At 61.1% G+C, this 23682-nt stretch carries 22 protein-coding genes and 3 tRNA genes; 11 read left to right on the top strand and 14 right to left on the bottom strand.

What is annotated here, in order from left to right:
- Positions 1 to 4: 4 nt before the first annotated feature.
- From CRO06_RS03225 to CRO06_RS03210, 4 genes are all read left to right on the top strand, one after another.
- On the top strand, positions 5 to 769 hold the full coding sequence (locus tag CRO06_RS03225; RefSeq protein ID WP_022995866.1) for an ABC transporter ATP-binding protein: 765 nt from the start codon (positions 5 to 7) through the stop codon (positions 767 to 769).
- Entirely contained in the window at positions 766 to 1518 is a 753-nt protein-coding gene (locus tag CRO06_RS03220; protein WP_022995865.1) for an ABC transporter ATP-binding protein, read from the top strand. Before CRO06_RS03225 ends, CRO06_RS03220 begins: the two co-directional genes overlap by 4 nt.
- A 54-nt stretch (positions 1519 to 1572) precedes the next feature.
- Positions 1573 to 2475: a helix-turn-helix transcriptional regulator gene (locus tag CRO06_RS03215; protein ID WP_051414398.1), complete on the top strand. Its 903-nt coding sequence runs from the start codon at positions 1573 to 1575 to the stop codon at positions 2473 to 2475.
- Positions 2476 to 2568: 93 nt separating this feature from the next.
- The gene (locus tag CRO06_RS03210) at positions 2569 to 3522 is read left to right on the top strand and encodes an IclR family transcriptional regulator domain-containing protein (RefSeq protein ID WP_022995863.1); all 954 of its coding nucleotides are present in this window, start codon (positions 2569 to 2571) and stop codon (positions 3520 to 3522) included.
- A gap of 62 nt (positions 3523 to 3584) precedes the next feature.
- Here the strand turns inward: CRO06_RS03210 and CRO06_RS03205 are convergent.
- The 6 genes from CRO06_RS03205 to uvrY all read right to left on the bottom strand — a co-directional run bounded on the left by CRO06_RS03205 (position 3585) and on the right by uvrY (position 7336).
- Positions 3585 to 3671, bottom strand: a tRNA-Leu gene (locus CRO06_RS03205).
- A gap of 45 nt (positions 3672 to 3716) precedes the next feature.
- A tRNA-Cys gene (locus CRO06_RS03200) sits at positions 3717 to 3790 on the bottom strand.
- Positions 3791 to 3838: 48 nt separating this feature from the next.
- Positions 3839 to 3914 (bottom strand) — tRNA-Gly (locus tag CRO06_RS03195).
- Between the two features lie 81 nt (positions 3915 to 3995).
- Positions 3996 to 4601 (bottom strand): CDP-diacylglycerol--glycerol-3-phosphate 3-phosphatidyltransferase, encoded by a 606-nt coding sequence (pgsA, locus tag CRO06_RS03190; protein WP_022996804.1) that lies wholly within the window; start codon positions 4599 to 4601, stop codon positions 3996 to 3998.
- Between the two features lie 107 nt (positions 4602 to 4708).
- Complete coding sequence (uvrC, locus tag CRO06_RS03185) at positions 4709 to 6529, bottom strand: excinuclease ABC subunit UvrC (protein WP_026949918.1); 1821 nt, start codon at positions 6527 to 6529, stop codon at positions 4709 to 4711.
- Between the two features lie 156 nt (positions 6530 to 6685).
- Complete coding sequence (uvrY, locus tag CRO06_RS03180; protein WP_014994378.1) at positions 6686 to 7336, bottom strand: UvrY/SirA/GacA family response regulator transcription factor; 651 nt, start codon at positions 7334 to 7336, stop codon at positions 6686 to 6688.
- Positions 7337 to 7610: 274 nt separating this feature from the next.
- On the opposite strand from uvrY, the gene CRO06_RS03175 reads away from it, so the two are divergent.
- Genes CRO06_RS03175 through CRO06_RS03160 form a run of 4 tightly spaced genes read left to right on the top strand, consistent with a single transcriptional unit; the run spans position 7611 to position 11285 of the window.
- Positions 7611 to 9290, top strand: a complete 1680-nt coding sequence (locus CRO06_RS03175; protein WP_022996802.1) for a carbon starvation CstA family protein — start codon at positions 7611 to 7613, stop codon at positions 9288 to 9290.
- Positions 9291 to 9295: 5 nt separating this feature from the next.
- Complete coding sequence (locus CRO06_RS03170; RefSeq protein WP_374072941.1) at positions 9296 to 9571, top strand: cory-CC-star protein; 276 nt, start codon at positions 9296 to 9298, stop codon at positions 9569 to 9571.
- A gap of 39 nt (positions 9572 to 9610) precedes the next feature.
- Positions 9611 to 10624, top strand: coding sequence for an ArsA family ATPase (locus CRO06_RS03165; RefSeq protein ID WP_097057715.1), 1014 nt, complete (start codon positions 9611 to 9613; stop codon positions 10622 to 10624).
- 28 nt (positions 10625 to 10652) lie between these two features.
- The gene (locus CRO06_RS03160) at positions 10653 to 11285 is read left to right on the top strand and encodes a LysE family transporter (protein WP_022996799.1); all 633 of its coding nucleotides are present in this window, start codon (positions 10653 to 10655) and stop codon (positions 11283 to 11285) included.
- A 5-nt stretch (positions 11286 to 11290) separates the two neighbouring features.
- Here CRO06_RS03160 and CRO06_RS03155 read toward each other — a convergent pair whose 3' ends face one another.
- Entirely contained in the window at positions 11291 to 11701 is a 411-nt protein-coding gene (locus CRO06_RS03155) for a PaaI family thioesterase (protein WP_014994373.1), read from the bottom strand.
- Positions 11702 to 11902: 201 nt separating this feature from the next.
- Here CRO06_RS03155 and CRO06_RS03150 point away from each other — a divergent pair, with 201 nt between their 5' ends.
- Positions 11903 to 12589 carry a GntR family transcriptional regulator gene (locus CRO06_RS03150; protein WP_022996798.1) on the top strand — a complete coding sequence of 229 codons (687 nt, stop codon included), beginning with the start codon at positions 11903 to 11905 and terminating at the stop codon, positions 12587 to 12589.
- Between the two features lie 22 nt (positions 12590 to 12611).
- Here CRO06_RS03150 and CRO06_RS03145 read toward each other — a convergent pair whose 3' ends face one another.
- The 7 genes from CRO06_RS03145 to CRO06_RS03115 form a co-directional block, all read right to left on the bottom strand.
- Positions 12612 to 14183, bottom strand: coding sequence for a long-chain-fatty-acid--CoA ligase (locus CRO06_RS03145; protein ID WP_097057714.1), 1572 nt, complete (start codon positions 14181 to 14183; stop codon positions 12612 to 12614).
- 187 nt (positions 14184 to 14370) lie between these two features.
- Positions 14371 to 15522, bottom strand: a complete 1152-nt coding sequence (locus tag CRO06_RS03140) for an acyl-CoA dehydrogenase family protein (RefSeq protein ID WP_022996796.1) — start codon at positions 15520 to 15522, stop codon at positions 14371 to 14373.
- Positions 15523 to 15564: 42 nt separating this feature from the next.
- Complete coding sequence (locus tag CRO06_RS03135) at positions 15565 to 16743, bottom strand: thiolase (RefSeq protein WP_097057713.1); 1179 nt, start codon at positions 16741 to 16743, stop codon at positions 15565 to 15567.
- Positions 16740 to 17129 carry a Zn-ribbon domain-containing OB-fold protein gene (locus CRO06_RS03130; protein ID WP_022996794.1) on the bottom strand — a complete coding sequence of 130 codons (390 nt, stop codon included), beginning with the start codon at positions 17127 to 17129 and terminating at the stop codon, positions 16740 to 16742. The genes CRO06_RS03135 and CRO06_RS03130 overlap by 4 nt, the downstream gene beginning before the upstream one ends.
- Before the next feature lie 60 nt (positions 17130 to 17189).
- Entirely contained in the window at positions 17190 to 18887 is a 1698-nt protein-coding gene (locus CRO06_RS03125) for a long-chain-fatty-acid--CoA ligase (protein WP_026949922.1), read from the bottom strand.
- A 13-nt stretch (positions 18888 to 18900) separates the two neighbouring features.
- Positions 18901 to 20058, bottom strand: coding sequence for an acyl-CoA dehydrogenase family protein (locus CRO06_RS03120; protein ID WP_022996792.1), 1158 nt, complete (start codon positions 20056 to 20058; stop codon positions 18901 to 18903).
- 209 nt (positions 20059 to 20267) lie between these two features.
- On the bottom strand, positions 20268 to 21332 hold the full coding sequence (locus CRO06_RS03115; RefSeq protein WP_022996791.1) for an AraC family transcriptional regulator: 1065 nt from the start codon (positions 21330 to 21332) through the stop codon (positions 20268 to 20270).
- A 347-nt stretch (positions 21333 to 21679) separates the two neighbouring features.
- Here CRO06_RS03115 and CRO06_RS03110 point away from each other — a divergent pair, with 347 nt between their 5' ends.
- Entirely contained in the window at positions 21680 to 22516 is an 837-nt protein-coding gene (locus tag CRO06_RS03110; RefSeq protein ID WP_082439245.1) for an HTD2 family dehydratase, read from the top strand.
- Positions 22516 to 23679: an acyl-CoA dehydrogenase family protein gene (locus tag CRO06_RS03105; protein WP_022996789.1), complete on the top strand. Its 1164-nt coding sequence runs from the start codon at positions 22516 to 22518 to the stop codon at positions 23677 to 23679. The genes CRO06_RS03110 and CRO06_RS03105 overlap by 1 nt, the downstream gene beginning before the upstream one ends.
- Positions 23680 to 23682 lie beyond the last annotated feature (3 nt).

Genomic DNA, 23682 nt, shown 5'->3' with positions numbered 1-23682 from the left:
CCTCATGAGTGACACGCCCTTGTTGTCCACCCGGGGATTGACCTGCCGGTTCGGCGGTCTGACCGCGGTTGACCGGGTCGACTTTGATGTCCGGCCCGGCCAGGTCCACGCCATCCTCGGTCCCAATGGCGCGGGCAAGAGCACCTTGATCAATCTGCTCTCTGGTGAGCTGCGCCCCAGCGAAGGGGAAATCCACTATCGGCAACACCCGATTCACGGCCTGCCGGCCCATCGCGTGGCCCGTCTGGGTATCGGCCGCAGCCATCAGAAAACCAATATTTTTCCGCGCCTGAGCTGCCTCGAAAACTGCCGCCTCGCCGCCCGTATCCACCTCGGCGGCGTCATCGCCAGCTGGCGCTCGCGCGCCACCGCGCGGCAAGTCGATGAGCGCGCGGAACAGGCACTGGCAACCTGCCTGCTCACGCATCGCGCGTCGACCCCGGCAAGCGCCATGAGCTATGGCGAGCAACGTCAACTGCAAATCGCCATGGTGCTGGCCACCGCGCCCACACTGATGCTGCTCGACGAACCTCTTGCCGGTATGGGACGTGAGGAAACCAGCCGGGTTACCGAGTTGCTGCGCGCCTTGCGCGGCGACTACACCCTGGTGCTGATCGAACACGACATGGATTCCGTTTTCGCATTGGCGGAGCGGATCACCGTTATGGTCGACGGCCGTATCCTTGAGACTGGAACCACGGCGGCCATTCGCGGCAGCGAAAAAGTGCGTGACGTCTACCTGGGCCGACATCAACAGGAGCAGGCATGAACACCTTCAACGCGTCCCTTTCTCCCCCGCCAACGGTGCAACCTCTGATCGACGCCCGGAATCTACACGCCTTTTATGGTCAGAGTCATGTGCTCCATGGCATTGATCTTCATCTGATGCCCGGAGAGACCCTGAGCCTGATGGGTCGTAACGGCATGGGCAAGACCACCACCCTGAAGACGCTGCTGGGCTTCGTTACACCCCGTCAGGGAAGCATCCGGATCTTGGGACAGCCGACCCGCAAGTGCCGGCCCTGGCAGGTGGTACGCCGGGGTATTGGGTATGTGCCGGAAGGACGGGGTATTTTCCCTGGCATCAATGTGCATGAGCATCTGATCATGGCGGCCCGCCCCAATGGCGAGGGCCAGTCCGTCTGGAATCTTGAGCGTGTTCTGGATACCTTTCCACGCTTGGCTCAGCGTCTGCAACACGATGGCGCCCTGCTATCCGGCGGCGAACAGCAGATGCTCGCCATCGGACGGGCGCTGATGACCAATCCTCGCATCATGATTCTCGACGAAGCCACCGAGGGGCTCGCCCCGCTGATCCGTGATGAGATCTGGAGGATCCTCGGCGAGATCAAACGCTCCGGCATAGCCAGCATCATTGTCGATAAGAACATCGATAACCTGCTGACCATCGCCGACCGGCACCTGGTGCTGGTAAAAGGCAAGGTGGTTTTTGACGGTGACAGTCCGCAAATCAGCCAGAATGCCGACCTACTCGACACCCACCTCGGCATGGGATAATGCCTTCCATCAGCGCCGGCCGAGGCCATCGCCGGTACGCTCAGGGAAACGGAGATGAGCATGCACCCTGCCAACGATCAGAATGAAAGCAACGGGCCAGACTATATGGCGACCATTGGAGACCGGGTACGCGCCATTCGTGCCCGGCGGGGCATGGCGCGCAAGGAACTGTCATCCCAGTCGGACATCTCCGAACGCTATCTGGCACAAATCGAAGGCGGTAAGGCCAATATTTCAATCATGCTGCTTCAACGGCTCGCCGCCGCCATGGGCGTGCCAGTGCAGGATATCCTTCCGCAACAGGAACAGCAGGTCCTTCCGCCGCCTCTGCGGGATCTTCTCGATCGCCTGTCCCCTGCTCAACTGGACGAAGCGTACCAGTTGCTGGTCCGGCATTTTGACATGAACAAGGGGCAACACTGTGGTGTGGCGCTGATCGGCCTGCGCGGTGGCGGCAAAAGCCGGCTGGGTCGGATGCTTGGAGAGCGACTTAACGTGCCTTATATCCGTCTCAATGGCCTGATCGAACAGCTCGCCGGCATGGATATCGGCGAGATCATGGCGCTCGGCGGTCAGCCCGCTTATCGGCGTTTCGAACGGGAAGCGCTGGAGTATGTGATCGAACAGTATCCCCTTTCGGTGGTGGAAGCCGGCGGCAGCCTGGTGTCCGAAGCGGAGACCTTTCAACGTCTGCTGAACCGCTTCCACACCGTTTGGATCAAAGCCTCCCCGGAAGAGCACATGCAGCGTGTTATCGACCAGGGCGACACGCGGCCAATGCAAGGCCATACCCATGCCATGGATGACCTCAAACGCATACTGGTCGAACGCGACGCCGACTACCGTCGCGCCGACGCCGTCCTCGACACCTCCCACCGGAGCGTCGAGGACAGCTTCGCCGAGCTCCTGAGCCTGGCCCGCCCGTATTTGACCGGCCCCGCGGCGGTCAACCAGTAACCGGGCAGTGCCAGACCAGGGCGCTGCCTGTGCTACCATTGCGCTCGATATTTATCGATTTTCCCCAATGACAAAAGCCGGCGGACAAAAAGAATGGCGGCCTCCTATCAGCTGCAAACACTGACTCGTGCCCTGGATGTCCTGGAGCTGCTGGAACGGACATCGGAACCGCTGTCCCTGACCGAAGTGGTCGCCGCCATGGGCGAAGCCACGACCATCGTTTATCGCATTCTGCAAACCCTGGAGGCACGTGGCTACGTCTATCGCCGCCCCGGGGACAAGCGATACAGCTACACCGGCCGCTCCACCGGAGCCGGCTCGATATCACGGGCCGTGGATTTATTGCGAGCGGCGGCGGATTACCTGCCGGAAAGCGCATCCACCGAACAGCTGTCCCGGCAAGCCGGGCTGGATCCACGCATCGCCCTTGAAATACTGGCGCCGCTGGCCGACAAGGGATTGCTGGAGCAGAACGCCGACAATGAACAATGGCGGCTCTCCCCTTCCGTCATGCAGTTGGCCCGGCACTTCCTCAACAACGACGATGTGCTGGTACGCATCCGCCCGCTGATGGAAAGACTTCACGCCGAAACAGGAGAGACCGTCTCCCTGTTTCACCGCGCCGGCGACAGACAAATCGTCACCTCGGTGTTACCCAGCCCCCACCCGGTACGCTACGCCCTGGAAACAGGCAGCGCTTTTCCGCTGTATCTGGGCGCGGCGGGCAAGGCAGCGCTGGCGTTTCTGCCCGAAGCCGAGGCGGAAGCGCTGATCCGTGGCCACAGGATGAGGGCCCTGACCCCGTATCAGCCCAAGGTGAGCGTTCTGCGCAAGGAGTTGAAAACCATCCGCCAGCAGGGCTTCGCCATATCCAACGGCGAACGCGTGGAGGGCGCCAGCGCCGTGGCCGCGCCCATCCGTGGTGGAAACGGATACCCGGCTGCGGTTGTCGGGCTGATGATGCCCAGCTTCCGCACTTCCGACGACCAGTTACGCCAGCTTGGCGTTCGTTTGCAGGAGGAACTCGGCGCCTTGTTTCCGGCATGAATTAGCCCAGGCGACCGCTTGGCGGGACGGGAGAAGATGAATAGTTTGGAGGGAGTTGAATCTGGTGCGGGTAGCCGGACTCGAACCGGCACGACCTAACGGTCGAGAGATTTTAAGTCTCTTGTGTCTACCAATTTCACCATACCCGCTTGATCTCGGGGCGCTCGTGGTAGAGGACTTCCGCGGAGAGGGATTGGAGGCGCGGGTCGGAATCGAACCGGCGTACACGGAGTTGCAGTCCGCTGCATAACCACTCTGCCACCGCGCCTGAAAAGCTTAAAGAACAAAAAACCCCGGCTTCGCCGAGGTTGGGAATTGGAGCGGGAAACGAGATTCGAACTCGCGACCCCAACCTTGGCAAGGTTGTGCTCTACCAGCTGAGCTATTCCCGCTTTGGCGTCGACTGTTTGCCTCGACGCGGATCAGCATTCTACTCAAGCGCCCTGGTCTGTCAACCCATTTTCTCTGTTTTTTCAGGGTCTTGGACGTGAACGCCGGAACTGCGGCGCCGCCGCCTTCAGATACAGAAACATCGACCATAAAGTGAGCAACATAGCCACATACAGACAAAGGTAACTCAACCAGAGAATCGGCGTCATGAGCATGCCCCCGCCCACGTCATAGCCGGGCTGGACCGCCAGCAACAGGGTAATGGCCACCATTTGGGTCACTGTCTTTATTTTGCCAATGGCGCTGACCGCCACCTTGGCCCGCATACCCAGCTCCGCCATCCATTCCCGTAGCGCCGACACGGTGATTTCCCGGCACACGATAACCATGGCCGGAGCAGTGAGCCAGAGCGTGGCATGCTGTTGCACCAGCATCAGCAGCGCCACCGCCACGATCAGCTTGTCCGCCACCGGATCCAGAAAGGCACCGAAGGGACTGGTTTGCCCCAGTTTCCGGGCCAGATAGCCATCCAGCCAGTCGGTCAGCCCGGCGGCCAGGAACAGCACCGCCGCCACCATGTTGCTGCCTTTGAACGGCAGGTAAAACGCCGCCACCAGGACCGGAATAGCGGCGACGCGGATCAGGGTCAGGATATTCGGCAGATTCAAAATCGGAGAGTGCGCAGGCATGAACCACTTCGACCGGCTGAAAAAAAACCAGTATAGCGGAATCCCGCCATCATCTCATTGCCAGACTGCTTTTGTGGGTATGGGCGTGAGGCCCCAGGCAAGAGAGGCTAGCCGTGAAACCAGTCGTATATGGTTTGGGCGGTCTGGGCGTTGACGCCCTCCACCCGGGCCAGTTCCTCCTTGGAGGCATTGCGCAATTGCTTGAGGCCGCCAAAATGGCTCAGCAATGCCTTGCGCCTCTTGGGCCCTACTCCTGGAATCTCCTCCAGTCCCGAGCGGCGGGCCTTGGCCCGGCGGGCACGGTGGCCGGTGATGGCGAAACGGTGGGCCTCGTCGCGGATCTGCTGCAGCAAATGCAGCGCTGAATCGCCGCCACCGGGCACCAGCTCACGGCCATCGGGCAGATATAACGCCTCAAGTCCCGGCTTGCGGGTCGGCCCCTTGCCAATCCCCATGACCAGAATACGGTTATCCAGCTGCAAGGACTGGATCACCTCGAAGGCGCGCCGCATCTGCCCCTTGCCGCCGTCGATCAACAATAGATCCGGCAAACGCCCTTCCTCCTTGACCACACGCTGATAGCGGCGGCGGACCGCTTCCTCCAGCGCCTGGTAGTCATCACCGCCCTGGTCCGGGGTCACATTGAAATGACGGTAATCGCCCTTGCGCGGTCCATGCTGATCGAATACCACGCAGGAGGCCACCGCCCTTTCTCCCTGGGTGTGACTGATATCAAAGCACTCCACGTGGCGGATCGGCGCGTCCGCCTCCAGCAGGGTCTCCAGAGCGTGGAAGCGGCTCTCCAGATGTTCGCGGGCCGCCAGGTCCCCGGCGATGGTCTGCTCGGCGTTGGTTTTGGCCATGTTGAGCCAGGCGGAACGCCCTGCCCTGACCCGCCAGGCCAGCCGGATCTGCCGTTGATAGCGGCCGGTCAAGGCCTCCTGCAGAGCCTCGGCACCGGGAAGTGCCATTGGCAGCAGAATTTCCTTCGGGATCGACTGCTCATCCCGCTCGCCCAGGTAATACTGGGCCAGGAACGCCTCCAGGATTTCCTCCTGATTATCCTCGCCACGGGTATCCGGACGGAAACTGCGATGCCCCAGCACCCGGCCCTGCCGGACCATCAACACTTCGATCACCGCCAGGCCATGACGGGTTGCTATGGCCACCGCGTCCACATTACCGCTGCCGGCTTCCACATTCTGCTTCTGCTGCACCGCCTGTACCGCGGCCAGTTGATCACGTAACTCCGCCGCGCGCTCGAACTCCAGCCTCTCGGCGGCGGCTTCCATTTCCCGGGTCAGCCGGCGGGTCACCTCGCGGCTGCGGCCGGAGAGAAAATCGATCGCCATGCGTACCTGGGTGGCGTAATGCTCCTCGGACACCAGATCCACGCAGGGCGCGGTACAGCGGTGGATCTGATACTGCAGACAGGGACGGGAGCGGTTACGGAAGAAGCTGTCCCGGCAATTGCGGATCAGAAACACCTTTTCGATCAGCGCCAACGTTTCACGGACACTGCCGGCGCTGGGATAAGGTCCAAAATACTGGGCCCCGGGGCGCCGGCTGCCGCGATGGAAAGTCACCCGGGGAAAGCGGTCCGAGGTGGTAATCTTGATGTACGGATAGGACTTGTCGTCCCGCAGCAGAATGTTGTAAGGAGGCCGCAACGTCTTGATCAGCGACTGTTCCAGCAACAGCGCTTCCGCCTCGCTGCCGGTGACGGTGGTCTCCACCGCTTCGATCTTGGCCACCAGTGCGCGGGTCTTGGCGGAATCCACGCGCTTCTGGAAATAACTGGAAAGCCGGGCCCGCAAATCCCGCGCCTTGCCCACGTACAGCACGCCGCCTTTGCCGTCCAGCATGCGGTACACCCCCGGAGTACGCGGGCAATGGGCGAGGAAATGCTTGGCGTCGAAACTGGACAAGTTCACTCCGAATTGATGGGCTGCGGGAACAGCCGGCGGCCGCCCGGTAACCCAAGCCCGCCGCGCGGAACGCAAAACGCCCGTGCCGGAGCACGGGCGTCGCACAGTTTAACAAAATCCGGGTTTAGCAAAATCCGGCTGGACTGGCGGGTGCTTTTACAGAGCCACCGCTTCGTGGGCGTTGACCAGGCCATGACGCACCGCGATCAGCGCCATTTCCATGTCACTGGTGATGCCGAGCTTATCGAAAATCCGATACCGGTAGGTGTTGACCGTCTTTGGCGACAGGCACAGCTGATCGGCCACATCCTGCACTTTGAAGCGGTTGACGATCATCGTCATGATCTGCAGTTCCCGTTCGGACAGTACATCCAGTGCCGCCGGCGTCGGCTTGTAGGCGCGCAACGCCATCGCCTGCGCGATGTCCGGGCTGATATAGCGCTGACCGCTTTGCACCACCTTGATCGCCCGCACCATTTCTTCCAGATCCGCCCCCTTGGTCATGTAACCGGCGGCGCCGGCCTCCATCACCCGGGAAGGAAACGGTTCTTCCTCGCAAACGGTTACCGCGATGATGCGAATGCCGTCGTCCTGCTTCATCATTTTACGGGTGGCAACCAGTCCGCCCATGCCGGGCATCTTGATGTCCATCAGCACCACGTCCGGTTCCAGATCGCGGGCCAGCTTCACCGCCTCTTCGCCGGAGGCGGCTTCCCCAATGACCCGGATGCCATCCTGGTCACTCAGCATCCGGCTAATGCCGGTACGCACCAACTCGTGGTCGTCCACCACCATTACTTTGATCATCGTCGAATCTCCCCCACGTCGATCCTTGAGTGTGGTTTTTGTTGTCGGAAGTCACCCCGGTTCCCCCTTGGCATGGCTTCCTCTCCATGACTAACAGACAGAGGCCGGACATCCGAAAAGGCCCATTAAGCCTAACCCGCGACGGCCGCTCTGCCTAGAGAGCGCACCAACATTGAGCGCTTTGGACTTTGGTCGCATTGACCAGCTTCACACTTTGCGGTTAATTCTGTGATGGACATGTCTTACCCGACTGCGCAGCGAATAAGGATTAATCATGAGCGCCATCGTCTTATTGATCCTCGGGCTGGGCGGCATGGCCGCCGGCTATTTTGTCTATTCCCGTTTCATCGCCGATAAAATCTACAAACTCGACCCCAATTTCGAAACACCCGCCCATTCCATGGAAGACGGCGTGGATTTCGTGCCCACCAACAAATTCGTGCTCTGGGGCCACCATTTCACCTCCGTGGCCGGGGCCGCGCCCATCGTTGGCCCTGCCATCGCCGTGATCTGGGGCTGGTTGCCGGCGTTTTTATGGGTGGTGTTCGGCACCATTTTCTTCGCCGGTGTCCACGATTCCGGCGCGATCTGGGCCAGTGTCCGCAATCGGGCGCAGTCGGTGGGCAGTCTCACCGGCGAGGTGGTCGGCCCACGCGCCCGCAGCGTGTTCATGATCGTTATTTTCCTGGTGCTGCTGATGGTCAACGCGGTCTTCGGCGTGGTCATCGCCCGCTTGCTGATCAACAATCCCGGCGCGGTCCTGCCGGTATGGGGCGCCATCGCCGTGGCGCTGGTGATCGGCCAGATGATCTACCGCTGGAAACTGAATCTGGCGGTGGTCTCCCTGCTGGGCGTGGTAGCCCTGTACGCGTTGATCTGGGTCGGCCCATCAGTGCCGGTCACCTTGCCGGAATCCACATTCGGTCTCTCCGCCAACGCCGCCTGGATCCTGATTTTATTCGCCTATGCCGCCATCGCCTCGTTGCTGCCGGTGTGGGTGTTGCTGCAACCCCGTGATTACATCAACGGACTGCAGCTCTTTGTCGGTCTGATCCTGCTTTATGGCGCCATGCTGATCGCCAATCCGACGGTGGTGGCCCCGGCGTTCAACGTCGACGTCCCGGCCGGCACACCGCCTCTGCTGCCCCTGCTGTTCGTGACCATTGCCTGTGGCGCGATCTCCGGGTTCCATGGTCTGGTCGCCTCCGGCACCACGTCCAAACAGCTGAACAAGGAAACCGACGCTCGTTTCGTCGGCTATTTCGGCGCCATCGGCGAAGGCGCTTTGGCACTGGCCGCGATCCTGGCCGCCACCGCCGGTTTCGCGTCTCTCGCTGAATGGCGTGAAATCTATTCCGCCTTCGGCAAGGGCGGTGTGCAGGCGTTCGTCGACGGTGGCGCCGCCATCCTCAGCGCCGGCACCGGCATCAACGCCGCGGTGGCCGGCACCATGCTGACCGTGATGGCGGCCCTGTTCGCCGGCACCACCATGGATACCGGCCTGCGTCTGCAGCGCTACATTTTCCAGGAGTGGGGAGAAATCTATAACCTCGCCTGGATGCGCCGCCCGATGCCCGCCACTCTGCTGGCGGTAGGTGCCTGCGTACTGCTGGCCTTCGGCGCCGGCGGCGCGGACGGTTCCGGTGGTCTGTTGATCTGGCCGTTGTTCGGCACCACCAACCAACTGCTCGCCGGCCTCACCCTGCTGGTGGTCACGGTAATGCTGGTCCGGCTTGGCCGCCCCACCCGCTACACACTGGTGCCGCTGGTGTTCCTGCTGGTAATGACGCTGGCGGCGCTTCTGATCCAGCTGCGCGGCTTCTATGAGAAACAGGACTGGTTCCTGCTCACTCTGGATCTGGTGGTCCTGGTGGCGGCGGTGCTGGTGACCCTGGAATGCACCGCCAGTCTGCGCCGGCATAAGAAAGCCCGGGAAGCCGAGGCGGAAGGGTGAAAGCGGTGACCCTGCTCGGCAATCTCAAGCGCTGGTATCGGCGCGCCGGGGAACTGGGGGCGGAGTATTACAACGCCCCCTACCGGTCCGCCATCGCCCGCGCCCGCCGGGACGAAGATGACCTGTTCATGCTCATGGTCTTCTCCGAGACCATGGGCATTCCCAATCCGGCCAGTTGGTATACGCTGGAACTGCAGCCGCTGCTGATGGAACGATTCCATGACTGGCACCGGCGCATGGGCATGCCCCATTCACCACTGGATAATTTCCGTTGTTGCTGAGCGCTGTCGCCGGCAAGTTCGTCAACGAGACTCACCACAATGCCGGAACTCAATCTGCATGACCTTCTCAGCCAGCACCGGCAGTTGATGGTCGGTGGCAAGGGCGGCGTGGGCAAGACCACGGTGGCTTCGGCACTGGCCCTGGCCGCCGCCAATCTTGGCCGCCGCACGCTGCTGGTATCCACCGATCCGGCCCACAGCCTGGCCGACGCTTTTGATCGCGAGATTGGCAATCGGGAACAAGCCCTGGCGGTCAATCTCACCGCCCTGGAAGTGGATCCCGAACAAGAGGTCGACGAGCATTTCCAGCGGGTGCGCGCACAAATGGCCCGGTTCGCCAGGCCCGAGCAGCGCTCCGCCATGGAGCACCAGCTCAAACTCAGCCGCCAGGCGCCCGGTGCTCAGGAAGCCGCGCTGCTGGAGCGTCTTACCACCATTATGGAAGAGGCCCGCGAGCGCTTTGACCTGGTTGTTTTCGACACCGCCCCCACCGGCCACACCTTGCGCCTGCTGAGTTTGCCGGAGGTGATGGCGGCCTGGAGCGAGGGGCTGTTGCGGCAACACCGCCGCTCCGAACAGTTGGGCAAGGTACTATCCCACCTGACCCCCGGCCGCGATCTGGATAGCCCGGTCAATACGCCGGAAGAACATCAACTGGCCGGTCTGGATGACCGTACCCGCGATCTGGCGGCCCCGTTGATCGAACGCCAACGCCGCTTCCAGAAAGCCCGCCGTCTTCTCTCCGACCCAGAGCACAGCGCTTTTCTATTTGTTCTGACACCGGAGCGCCTGCCCATTCTGGAAACCGGACGGGCCGTGCACAGCCTCAAGGAGGCCGGCATTCCGGTGGCCGGAGCGGTGGTTAACCGCGTGCTGCCAGACGGCGCCGAAGGGGCCTTCTTCCAGGCCCGGCGCGAGCGCGAGCAAAGGATGATGCAGGAGCTGGCGCAACGGCTGGACCCGTTGCCCCGGCGGCAAGTACCCTTGTTCGTCGATGACATTCAGGGATTGCCCGCACTGGAGGCTTTTGCTTCCCGTCTGCTGGGCAGGTGAACCTCATTTTGCCCCGTTCGGATACCTCATGGCTCTGCACACCTGGTTCGCTTTCTTCGTGGCCTGCTGGCTGATCTGCCTGTCACCCGGCGCCGGCGCTGTCGCGTCCATGTCCACGGGGCTGCGCTACGGCGTTCTGCGCGGGGGTTGGAACATCCTGGGTCTGGAGCTGGGTTTGGTTTTGCAGATTGCCATTGTCGCCGCCGGCGTCGGCGCCCTGCTCGCCACCTCGGCTCTGGCCTTCGCTCTGATCAAGTGGTTCGGGGTCGCCTACCTGCTCTATCTGGCGGTCCGACAATGGCGCGCCCCCACTCAGGACTACGATACTCTTGGCGACGATCATCAGGGGCGTCGCCGTAGCGTACTGCTGATCCGGGGCTTTCTGATCAACGCCAGCAATCCCAAAGCCGTGGTCTTCCTGCTCGCGGTCCTGCCCCAGTTTCTCGATCCCTCAGGGCCCATGGCGCTGCAATACACCATCATGGGTCTGACCCTGATTACCGTGGATGTAATAGTGATGGCTGGTTACACCGGGCTGGCCGCCCGCGCGCTCAAACTGCTGCGCAGCGCCCGCCAACAGCGGCTGGTGAACCGTGGCTTCGCCGCCCTGTTCGCCGCCGCCGCCAGCCTGCTGGCCACCGCCCGCCGGGCAGCGGTCTGAGTGGGCTACTCGTTGCGCATCAGGAAGGAACCACGGCCGGTGGCCAGCTTGCGGCCTTCTGCGTCGAGCACATCGGCGCTGCCGACCATGACCTTGCGGCCGGCCTTGATGATCTCCCCACGGCAGACGATCTCCCCCTGCCCGGTAGGCCTCAGGAAGCTGACATTGAGATCCACCGTGATCGGACCGGCATCGCGCTGATGGTAGGCACGCACGCAGGTACCCAGAACCGTGTCGATCAGCACGCAATAAATACCGCCATGCACCATGCCATAGGCCTGTAACAACTCAGGAGTAACCGGCAAGGCAATTTCAGAGCCACCGTCATCATTGACCCAATTGATCTTGATGCCCAGGTGGCAGCGAAATGGGTTGTTATTGGTCCAGTTGATTTCGTCTTCGCGAGTCCAGCTCATTAACCTGTGCGCTCCTGTCTGCTTGGCTGAAAAGGGAAAATGGCCGTTGCGGCCAGCATCCGGACCGGCGCATTGTATACTGTATACAGTACACGGACCACGCCGGATTCCGCTCCCTTGCACCGGGCCGGGAGCGGGTAAATCCTGTAAACTCCCGCCATTACTCGGGAAAACACTGTCTTAGCGTTTGAGAAACACACTATGCCGCGAACCCAAACCGACCCTTTCGCTCCCGTCCGCCGCCGCTCCATGGAGGAGGAAGTCTACATACGCATGCGCGAAGCGATCCTGCGCGGAGACATTGCCGGCGGCGAGCGCCTGGTACAGGAGGACCTGGCCAAGCGTTTCGGTACCAGCCGCATCCCGGTGCGTGACGCTTTACGCCGGCTGGAGGCGGACGGCCTGGTGGAAACCGAGGGTCGGGGCGCCTATCGGGTCAGTTCTTTCGGCGTCGATGACGTCAAGGAGATCTATGCCCTGCGCGAGCTGCTGGAAGGCCACATGGTTGCCCAGGCCTGCCCCCAACTGGGCGACGAGGAACTGGACGAGCTGGAGCAGTTGCAACAGGACATGGACCAGGCCGCCGATGATGGCGACTCCGCCGCCTATGTGGCGCTCAATCAGCGTTTTCACCGGGTGCTGTACGATGCCGCCAATCAGCCGCGCACTCAGAAAATCGTCCTCACCCTCTGGCAGGGGGTGCCACCACTGACACCGATCACCATCGAGAACCGCATGGCGGAATCCAGCCAGGAACATTGGGCCATTGTGCGAGCGTTGCGCGCCGGTGACGCCGCAGCGGCGGCCGAGGCCATGCGCCGTCATATCGCCGCCGCCGGTGAAGGGCTGCTGGCCCATGTCTCCAGCGGCGGCGCCGGGTTGCGTTGAACGGGGAACGAGATCGCGCCGCTCAGGACACCCGGCGGGCGCGGCCCCGCCAATAGGGCTCCCGCAGCTCTTGCTTGAGCACCTTGCCGGCGCCGGACAACGGCAGGCTGTCGCGGAATTCCACCGAACGCGGACACTTGTAGCCGGCCAGATCATCGCGGCAGAAATCGGTCAACTCTTCCGCTGACACCTCAACGCCGGATTGCGTCACCACCACCGCGTGCACGCTCTCCCCCCAGGTGTCATGGGGAATGCCGATCACCGCGCAGCTGGCCACCGCCGGATGCCGGGCCAGCACGTTTTCCACTTCCGCGCAGTACACGTTCTCACCGCCGCTGACGATCATGTCCTTCATGCGGTCGACAATGTAGATGTAACCGTCCTCATCCATGTAACCGCCATCTCCGGTATGCAACCAGCCGCCGCGCAGGGTTTCCGCGGTGGCGTCCGGATTGTTCCAGTAGCCCAACATGACGTTGTCACCGCGCGCCACCACTTCACCCACGGTGCCCCGGGGCACTTCCCGGTCATCCTCGTCGACGATACGTACTTCCATGCCCCAGGTGGCTTTGCCGGCGGAACGGATGCGGCCATTGCTCAAGGCCTCGCCACGATGATTACGCCAGGAGTTCAACGTGATCATCGGCGATGCCTCGGTCATACCATAGGTATGAGTGAACTGCGCATCGGGAAACACCGCCAGGGCCCGTTCCAGAACCGCCAGGGAAATAGGCGAGGCCCCATAGGCAACCCGTGTCAGGGAGCTCAGATCGTATTCTCGCACCTCGGGGTGATCCACCAGCATCTGGATCATGCTTGGCACCAGAATCACATCGGTGATCTTTTCCCGCTCGATGGTGGCCAGAACCTCCTCCACGCGGAAGGACGGCATCATCACCGCGGTTCCGCCCACCACGATCTGGGTGATGAATTTGGCGACGCCGGCGGTATGGAACAGCGGCGACGCCAACAAGGTGACGAACGGATCAGGCGGGTCGCTTTCCGCCAGGCGAGTAATGGCGCAGCTCCAGAGATTGTCATGGGAAAGCATCACGCCTTTGGGAAAGCCGGTAGTGCCACCGGTATACAGCAGCACCGCCAGGTGATCACCGCCGAAGCGGCCATCCTCCACCGGCGTTGCCCGCGCCAGAAAATCCTCGTAGTGAATCATCCCCGCCGGCCCATCTGCATGGGTGCATGGCGTGCTCCCCAGATGCAGAACATGGCGCAGCCCTGGACAGCGCGCCTTGAGCGTCTCCACCATCGGCAGGAAAGCATCGCTGACCAGCAGTATCTCCGCTTCGCTGTCGTTGAGGGAGTACGCCATCTCCTTCACATTCCAGCGGGTATTCACGGCATTGGCCACCGCGCCCATCCACCACAAGCCAAGAAAATACTCGGCATGATAATCGCAGTTGGCGGCCAGTATCGCCACCCGGTCTCCGGCCTGTACACCGAGGCCGGTGAGTCCACCGGCCAGCCGGGCACAACGGTCAGCCAACTCTCGATAGCTGCGGCGGCGTTCGCCATCCACCGTGGCCAGGCGTTCCGGAGCCTGCTGCACCGCGCGGTGCAACCCCTGGGTCAGATACATGGGCGGTACTCCCCTGCCCGGCAACGGGCATGAACAACAATATCGTGGTCAGACATGATTCACCTGTGAACGGAATAAACGGCCAAAGCCCGTGGAGAACGGGCTTGAGGCGGGCGGAGATACCCACCCGCTGGAATAAAAAGCACGCACGACGGTTGGCCCCCCGCCATGCGTGGAGAGCGAACCGCTAACGCACCGCGCGCAACATATTGCGTGCGATTACAATCTGTTGAATCTGAGTGGTGCCTTCATAAATACGGAACAGCCGCACATCACGGTAAAACCGCTCGATGCCGTATTCGGACATATAGCCGGCGCCACCGTGAATCTGCACCGCGCGGTCCGCCACGCGACCGCACATTTCCGAAGCGTACATTTTGCAGCAAGCGGCCTCGGTGCTGACGTTTTCACCGTCATCCCGACGACGGGCCGCATCCAGAACCATGCAACGGGAGGCGTAGATCTCCGCCTTGCTGTCGGCCAGCATTGCTTGCACCAGTTGGAATTCACCAATGGCCTGACCGAACTGCTCGCGTTCAGCGGCATAGCGCAGAGCATCGTCCAGCATACGTTCGGCCACGCCGACACAGATGGCGGCGATATGAATCCGCCCTTTGTCCAGCACTTTCATGGCCGTCTTGAAGCCCACGCCGGGCTTGCCACCGATGATGTTAGCCGCCGGCACCCGGCAGTCCTCGAACACCACATCACAGGTATGGGCGCCTTTCTGGCCCATTTTGCTGTCTGGTTTACCCAGCGAGATTCCCGGAGTTTTGGCGTCGACGATAAACGCGGAGATGCCGCCCGCGCCCTTCACATCCGGATCAGTACGCGCCATCAAGGTGAAAATACCGGCCTGTGGGGCATTGGTGATAAAGCGTTTGGTGCCGTTCACCACATAGTGATCGCCGTCCTTCACCGCGCTGGTCCGCAAGGACGCGGCATCGGAACCGGCCCCCGGCTCTGTCAGCGCGAACGACGCCATCACCTCACCGGTGGCCAGAGACGGCAACCACTGTTGTTTCTGCTCATCAGTACCGTCCATCAGGATCCCCTGGGAACCGATCCCCACGGTGGTGCCGAACAACGAACGGAACGCCGGTGAAGTGCGCCCCATCTCGAACATCACCAGCACTTCCTCTTCCATGGTCAGACCGAGGCCGCCGAATTCCTCGGGGATGGTCAGCCCGAACAGACCGATCTCCTTCATCTCCCTGACGATGTCCTCGGGGATGGCGTCGTGCTCCGCCACCCATTCCTCGTTGGGCACCAGCCGTTCGCGTACGAAGCGGTTGATCGTGTCCAACAGCGTATTCATGGTTTCCTGATCACGTATCATGATGGCCTCCCGGCGGCATTGCCGCCTTGAATTATCGACGCCTCACAGCGCCGCGGCGGTACCCAGAATGGCGGTGGATTGACTGGACAGCGTACCGCCGTTGCCATGCACAATCGCCGTTTGCGCACCGGCGACCTGGCTGTCTCCAGCGTTACCACGCAACTGACGGACGCCCTCGATGGCGGCGAAAATGCCGTACATCCCCGGGTGCCCCCAGGACAAGCCGCCGCCATTGGTATTCACCGGCAGGCTGCCACCGGGGGATATGTTCCCCTCCTCCACGAAGGCGCCGGCTTCGCCCTTGGCACAGAAGCCGAGGTCTTCCAGGAACAACAAGGTATTGATGGTGAAGGCGTCGTACAGCTCCGCCACATCAATGTCCTTGGGGCCCATTCCGGCCATGGCATAAGCGTCACGCCCGGATTGCGTGGCGGCGGTCACGGTCAGGTCCGCCATGCTGGAGATTTGCCGATTCCACACCGCCGTACCCTGGCCGAGCACATACACCGGCGGCTGCGGCAAATCGCGGGCGCGGTCAGCGCGGACCAAAACGTAAGCGCCGCCGCCATCGGTGACCAGGCAAGCATCACGCACGGTCAGTGGATCGGACACCATGCGCGAATTGAGCACATCGTCCACGGTCAGCGGATCACGCATGAACGCGTCCGCATTCTTCCGCGCCCATTGGCGCGCCGACACCGCCACTTGCGCCAATTGCCGGCGGGTTGTGCCGAACTCATGCATGTGGCGTGACGCCGCCAGCGCATACGCGGACATCGGCAGCATCGGTTGATAAGGATGCTCGTAGGGTTGCGGGTCCATCAGCAGGCGAGCCTTGCCAATTTCCTTGCGGCTCAATGTGGAGGTGCGCTGGGCGCTGCCGTAGGCCACCAGTACCGCGTCACACTGACCGGACTCCAGCGCTTGCATCGCCGGCATCAGGTGGGCGATGAAACTGGACCCGCCGATCATGGTGGCGTCGATGAAACGGGGACGAATTCCCAGGTACTCCACCACCGGCATCGACCACATGGTGGATGAGGCACTGGCGGTGCACAGACCGTCGATATCCTTCATTGTCAGGCCGGCATCGGCCACCGCCAGACGCGCGGCCTGAGCCAGCAGCTCCATGTCGGTATAACCCGGCGCCTCGCCACAACCGAAGGTCGCCACACCAGCGATGGCGAATTTGCCGCGCAAATTATTCAGATCACCGCTCATTGTGCCGCTCCTTCCATCGCATGAAACACCAACAGGCCATGCCCCTCGTTTACCGTCACCCGGGCCTTCACCGCCATGCCGATTTTCACCTCTTCCGGGGCCGCGTTTTCAATCCGGCTCATCAGCCGGACGTTTTCTTCAAGATCTATCAAAGAGACGTTGTAGTCACCACCGGCTTCCGGTTTGCGCCGCACCGTGGTCACCGCATAGACCGTCCCCTTGCCGCTGGGGCTGAACCAGGACAGGTCGCCACTGCCACAACCGGGGCAAAGTTCACGTGGAAAAAAAATCGCATCCCCACAGTCATTGCAGCGTTGAATTTCGAAACGCCCCTGATCCAGAGCCGCTTGATAGATGGCCTGCACGCCACCCTCTTGGTTAACCATGTTTGCTCTCCTCGTAATTACCGCCAGCCCGGTGGAAAGGCCACCCGGCGACTCGTCCGATCATGCGTCCCCGGCCGCCATAACATCACCGTCGCCAACCAAAGCCCGTTGTTCGTCCTGTAACTGACGCCAGAGGATCTTGCCAGCGCCGGACTTCGGTAAGGCATCGACGAATTCCACCCGGCGGGGCGCTTTGTACACCGCCATTTTTTCCCGCGCCCAGTCGATCACCTGTTCTTCGGTAACCTGGCCGCGGTAGCGGTCCTTGACAACCAGAATCGCCATGACCACTTCACCGCGACGGCTGTCCGGCACGCCGATGACACAGGCCTCCTGAACCGCCGGATGGTCATACATGAAATTTTCCACTTCCGCCGGCCACACTTTGTAGCCGGACACGTTGATCATGCGCTTGAGCCTGTCCTTCATGAAGAAGTAGCCATCCTCATCGATACAGGCCAGGTCACCGGTACGAAAAAAGCGGCGCCCATCGCGTTCAAGAAAGGACTCACGATTGGCCTCGTCGTTATGCCAATACCCTTCCATTACCTGTGGTCCGCTGGTGATCAGCTCACCCACTTCGCCCAGCGGCAAGGGCTCCAGAGTTTCCGGATCGACCACACGGGAATCCACGCCAAAGGTGGGCACCCCCAGACACTGGCGTTTGTTACGGTGCACGGGGTTGGCATGCAAAAAAGCGGAGGTCTCGGTCAGACCATAGGATTCGTTGAACGCGATCCCGTGATCTTCCTTCAAGGTCCGCGATACCGCCTCCGGCATCGCCGCGCCGCCGCCAAAGATCAAGCTCAGGCGCGACAGGTCATAATCGGCGATATCCGGCTTGGCGAAAAAGTCGATGATCATCGCCGGCGGCGCGCCCCACACACTGACACCCCATTGGTCGATCAGCCGTGCCGCCATATCCCGATCCCAGCGCGGCAGTATCACCGTGGTAGCGCCGAGCAGAATCGGCATGTTCATACCACTTTGCAGGCCCAGCATGTGGAACATCGGCGCCACCGACAGAAACACCGATTCGGCATTGAGGGCACGCCACAACGACGAGGAATAAATAGCGTATCCCAGGGTGCGGTGGGTATGGATGCAGCCCTTGGGGTGACCGGTGGTGCCGGAGGTGTAAGGCAGCACACACATCTGATCAGCGTCAAAAGCCGCCGGCATCGGAGTCTGTTCCGCGGCAAGGGCTTCAGCCCAGGTCACCACCGCCGGGTCCGTCACTTCTTCCTGCGCCACCGCGATCCAGCCAGGAACCAGCGGATCTCGCGGATCGCTAAGGTAATCCCGGTACTGATGCAGAATCACCCGGGTAACCAGGCCACTATCCACACAGGGGCGCAGATTGCTGTACAGGTCGGCGGCACAGAATGCCAGACGGGCGCCGCTATTTTCGAAGTAATAGGCCAGCTCCTCATGAGTGCTCATGGCGTTTACCGGCACTACCGCCGCCCCCAGCGACATCACCGCATAGAAGGCAACGGTGAACTGCGGACAGTTCTGAGTGTAGAGCAATACGCGATCGCCCTTGGCCACACCACATTCTTGCTGCAGATAACCAGCCATGCATCGCACGTCCCTCTGCAGATCGCCATAGCTCAGCACGCCGTTGTAAAACACCAACGCAGGCCGGTCCGGGTAACGCAAAGCGGAAATACGCAGGTTATCCACCAGAGTGGTTTGCGGAGCGCGAATCCGCTCGGGCAACCCTTTCGGATAGAAGGACAGATGAGGAGAGGTCATCGATGCGCTCCCGTCATTGATCCATGGAACGGGCGATGATTTCCTTCATGATCTCGTTGGCACCGCCATAGATCTTGCCCACCCGGGCATCGGTGTACATCCGCGAGATCGGATACTCTTCCATGTAACCGTAGCCGCCATGCAATTGCAGACATTCATCGATGATCTGGCAGTTCAACTGCGTGGTCCACCACTTCGCCATGGCGGCGGTGGGCACGTCCAGCTCGCCACGGATCACTTTGTAGACACAATCATCGACGAAACAGCGCGCCACCGTCGCCTGGGTCTGACACTCCGCCAATTTGAAACGAGTGTTCTGCATATCCATAAGGCGCTGACCAAACACCTTGCGATCCTTCACATAAGCAGTGGTCTCATCAATGGCCTTCTGCATGGTGGCCACGGCGCCCACGGCGATGAACATGCGCTCGCGCGGCAGTTGCTCCATCAGTTGCACGAAACCCTTGCCCTCGGCACCGCCCAGGACATTTTCCGCTGGTACGCGCACGTCATCGAAAAACAGCTCCGCGGTGTCCTGCCCTTTCTGGCCGATTTTTTCCAGGATGCGCCCACGGCGAAAACCGCTGACTTTTTCCGTTTCCACCATTACCAGGGAAATACCGCGGCTGCCCTTGGCCTGGGTATCGGTTTTCGCCACCACACAGATCAATTCGGCGTGATAGCCGTTGGTGATAAAGGTTTTGGAGCCGTTAATCACATACTCATCACCATCACGGAGCGCGGTGGTCCGCACCGCCTGTAAATCAGAGCCGGCTCCCGGTTCACTCATGGCGATGGCGGCGACCCGCTGGCCACTGGCCAATTGCGGCAGCCATTTCTTGCGCTGCTCCTCGGTGCCGTAATTGAGAATGTAGTGAGACACGATGCCGCTATGCACGCTGATGCTGAAGCTGCTCACCTGAGCGCGGGCCTGCTCCATGCAGATCACGGCCTCATGGGCGAAGGTGCCGCCGCCACCGCCGTACTCGGACGGGATACTGGCACACAACAGGCCCAGCTCACCAAGTTTGGGCCAGACCTCACGATCCGGGTGACGCTGCTTGCGCCATTTTTCCTCCTGGGGCACGAACTCGCGCTCGAAAATCTTGCGTACGGAATCCTGAAAAATTCTCAGTTCGTCATCAATCCAGGCGGACTGCCACTGTGTCATTGGTATTCTCCTCGGCGAGAGTCCATCACACGCTTCGCAGGTGCTTAACCACGCCGTTGGCTGTTTTTGTTGTACTCAGCATGCCCAAGGGCCGCTGCACGACCAATGGCCATCACCATCAAAACCATTGGCCATTCCGCTCTCCAGAGCGCCCGCACACCGACAGCGGTGATGGATTCGGCCAAGCCCGCTCCACGCATCGCATGTCTTCATTGCATATTCAGATAGGGGCGGGCCGCCTTCAGGCGGGTATAGCGGTATTCACCCGGCGGCAGACCGGTCCATTTCTTGAAGGCGCGATGGAAGGTACTCAGTTCGGAAAAACCCAGTTTTGATGCCACGTCCACCAGATTCAGGTCCGGACGCGACAGATACTCGATCGCCGCATCGCAACGCAGGTTGTCCTTCAGCCCTTGATAACACTGGCCTTCATCACGCAGGCGCCGGCGTACGGTTTGCGGCGTCATCCCCAGCACCGAACCGACTTCTTCCAGTGTTGGCAATCCAGAACTCAGATGACGGCGCAGCAGCCGCCGAATCCGCTCGCTGCAAGAGGTTTCGTCCCGATAACGCACCAACAGGTTGGCCGGTGCCTGACGCAGAAAGGAGGTCAGACTCAAGCGGTTCTGCACTACCGGCAACTCCAGCCAACGCGATTCGAAGGTGAAGCCGAAGCAGTTGTCGTTGGCCTTCAATGGCGCGTCGAAAATCAAATGGATACGGTTGCTTTTGCCATCGCCCATGTCCTGATAGCTGACTTGTTGCAAGGGAATCCGTCTTGCCGCCAGCCAGGACGACACGCCCCAGGTAAAGAACATAAACATGCGTTTGGCATAGCTCAGACAGGCGGGCTCGTCACCCTGGTCACGCACACAGACATGGGCGGTTTCCCCTTGCACCACCAAACGTGGCACGAAATCCTTCAACAATAAATGGTAAAACGTGAAGCCCCGACGCAAGGCATCGCCAAGGGTTTCGCACTGGATCAGGTCCTGGCACATATGAGCGAAGGCCCCCAATGGCACCGGGTGGCTGCACAGACCGAAGAATTCATCGCGAAGATCACGTCTCAACAGGTACATCAGCCGCGCGTATTGGTCCTGGGAGACACGGGACAATGGTGATTTCAGCAACCGCACCGGGATCCCGGCACGCTGCATCACCGGCTCCGGGTCCACTCCGTGTCGGCACGCACCCGCCAGCATTTGCTCCACATGATGAATGGAAATGGTATGACTGGTGGTCATCGCCGAGCCGTCAAACCGGATATTCATCACTATCCTCCGCCGTGGAACCAGCCTGAGCCGGCCCACCATCAGTATTTGTATTCAGGATCTTTATGCCACCGCCCACCGGAGCGGCGTGACGCGGAATGGATGCTCTCCTTCTTGGCCAAATCCGACACAGGCAGAGAACCCTTACCACGCGTCTGTAGTTTTTCGCCAAACCCGCCGAAATCAAAGAACGACAGGCTCGCTTTCCTGTTGCGTGATCAATGTATACTGTATACCGTATACAAAAGCAAATCGGTTCCTTCTCTTGATGTGACTCCCCTCCCGAGCCCAACGGGTAGCCCGATTTCTTTTTCATATGCCTGTTTTATCTATTGCGGAGCCTGCGCATGGCCTTGGATAACGCGAATAAGTGGCTGGGCAAGGAGCAGATCCAGGACGACAGTCTGGACCTTCACGCCCTGGCCCGGGTGACCGCCACACTTGGCGGCGCCCCCCTGAGCACCGGAGACGCCCTTCCCCATCTGTGGCAGTGGGCATTCTTTCAACCGGTTTCCGGCATGGACACCCTGGGGCCGGATGGCCATCCCCTCCCCGGTGATTTCCTGCCACCGATTCGCGACTGCCAACGTATGTGGGCCGGCGGCGAGGTGCGTTTCAACAGCCCGTTGCGCGCAGGGGTGCCGGCGCGGCGACACAGCCGGATCGAGGACATCAAGGAAAAACACGGCCGCAGTGGCTCGCTCACCTTCATTACCGTTCGGCACCGCTACCTTCAGGACGACGAGGAGAAAGTGAGCGAGCGACAGGACATCGTGTACCGTGAACCGGTACCGCTGAAGGCCTCCATCGGTGAGCCCATGCCGGAGCTGCAGTGGGCCGATACCATCAAACCGGAAGCCACCCTGTTGTTCCGTTATTCCGCGGTGACCTTCAATTCCCACCGCATCCATTACGACTGGCCCTACACCACCGGAGAGGAAGGCTATCCGGGCCTGGTGGTACACGGACCCCTGATCGCCACCCTGGTGATGCGAGCGTTTGTCCAGTCCAATCCGGACAAGGTCGCCAAGGTATTCCGCTATCGGGGCATGCGTCCGTTGATCGCACCTGAGCCTTTTCAGGTCGGTGGTGTTATTGAGTCCCCCGGGGTTGCCCGGGTCATGGCCGGCAACGAACAGGGCCAGGCCCATGTCGGTGAAGTTGAATTCGAGGAGACCCGTTAATGATTCAGTACGATAAAGAAGCCCTGGATGCCATTCGTGACGGTGTACGCGGCCTGTGCGCCGGGTTCGACGACGCTTATTGGCGTGGCGTCGATGAGCGACAGGACTTCCCGGAAGAGTTTGTTACCGCACTGACTCAGGCCGGATGGCTGGCGGCGATGATCCCGGAGGAGTATGGCGGTTCCGGTCTGGGGTTGGCGGAAGCCTCGGTGATACTGGAAGAAGTGAATCGCTGTGGCGGCAACTCCGGCACCGTGCACGGCCAGATGTACAACATGTTCACGCTGCTGCGTAACGGCTCCGCCGAGCAAAAGGATCACTATTTGCCACGTATCGCCCGCGGCGAGCTGCGCCTGCAGTCCATGGGGGTCACCGAACCGACCACCGGGACCGACACCACCAAGATCAAGACCACCGCGGTGCGCAAGGGCGACCGTTATGTCATCAACGGTCAGAAAGTCTGGATCTCCCGTATTCAGCATTCCGACCTGATGATCCTGCTGGCGCGCACCACTCCGCTGGATCAGGTGAAGAAAAAAACCGATGGCATGTCCATCTTTCTGGTGGATCTGCACCAGGCCATCGGCAATGGCATGACGGTCCAGCCGATCGCCAACATGGTGCATCACGTCACCAATGAGTTGTTCTTCGACAATCTGGAAATTCCCGCCGAGGCGCTGATCGGCGAGGAAGGCAAAGGCTTCCGCTATATCCTGGATGGCCTCAACGCCGAGCGCACGCTGATCGCCGCGGAGTGCATCGGCGATGGCCGCTGGTTCATCGACAAGGCCAGCCGCTATGCCCGTGACCGGGAAGTGTTCGGCCGCCCGATCGGCAAGAACCAGGGCATTCAGTTTCCCATTGCCGAAGCGCACATCGAAGTGGAGGCCGCCGACCTGATGCGCTGGCGTGCCTGTGAACAATACGATTCCGGCCTCAATGCCGGCGCCGCCGCCAACATGGCCAAATACCTGGCGGCCAAGGCGTCCTGGGAAGCCGCCAACGTGTGCTTGCAAACCCACGGCGGTTTCGGCTTCGCCTGCGAATACGACGTGGAACGGAAATTCCGTGAAACCCGCCTGTATCAGGTGGCTCCGATTTCCACCAATCTGATTCTCTCTTACGTGGCCGAGCACCTGCTCGAACTGCCACGGTCCTTCTAAGGA

It is taken from the genome of Alloalcanivorax xenomutans (assembly GCF_900217905.1).
Taxonomy (GTDB): domain Bacteria; phylum Pseudomonadota; class Gammaproteobacteria; order Pseudomonadales; family Alcanivoracaceae; genus Alloalcanivorax; species Alloalcanivorax xenomutans.
Note: the sequence above shows the minus strand (reverse complement) of the source record. Positions and strands in the feature narration are given on the sequence as shown.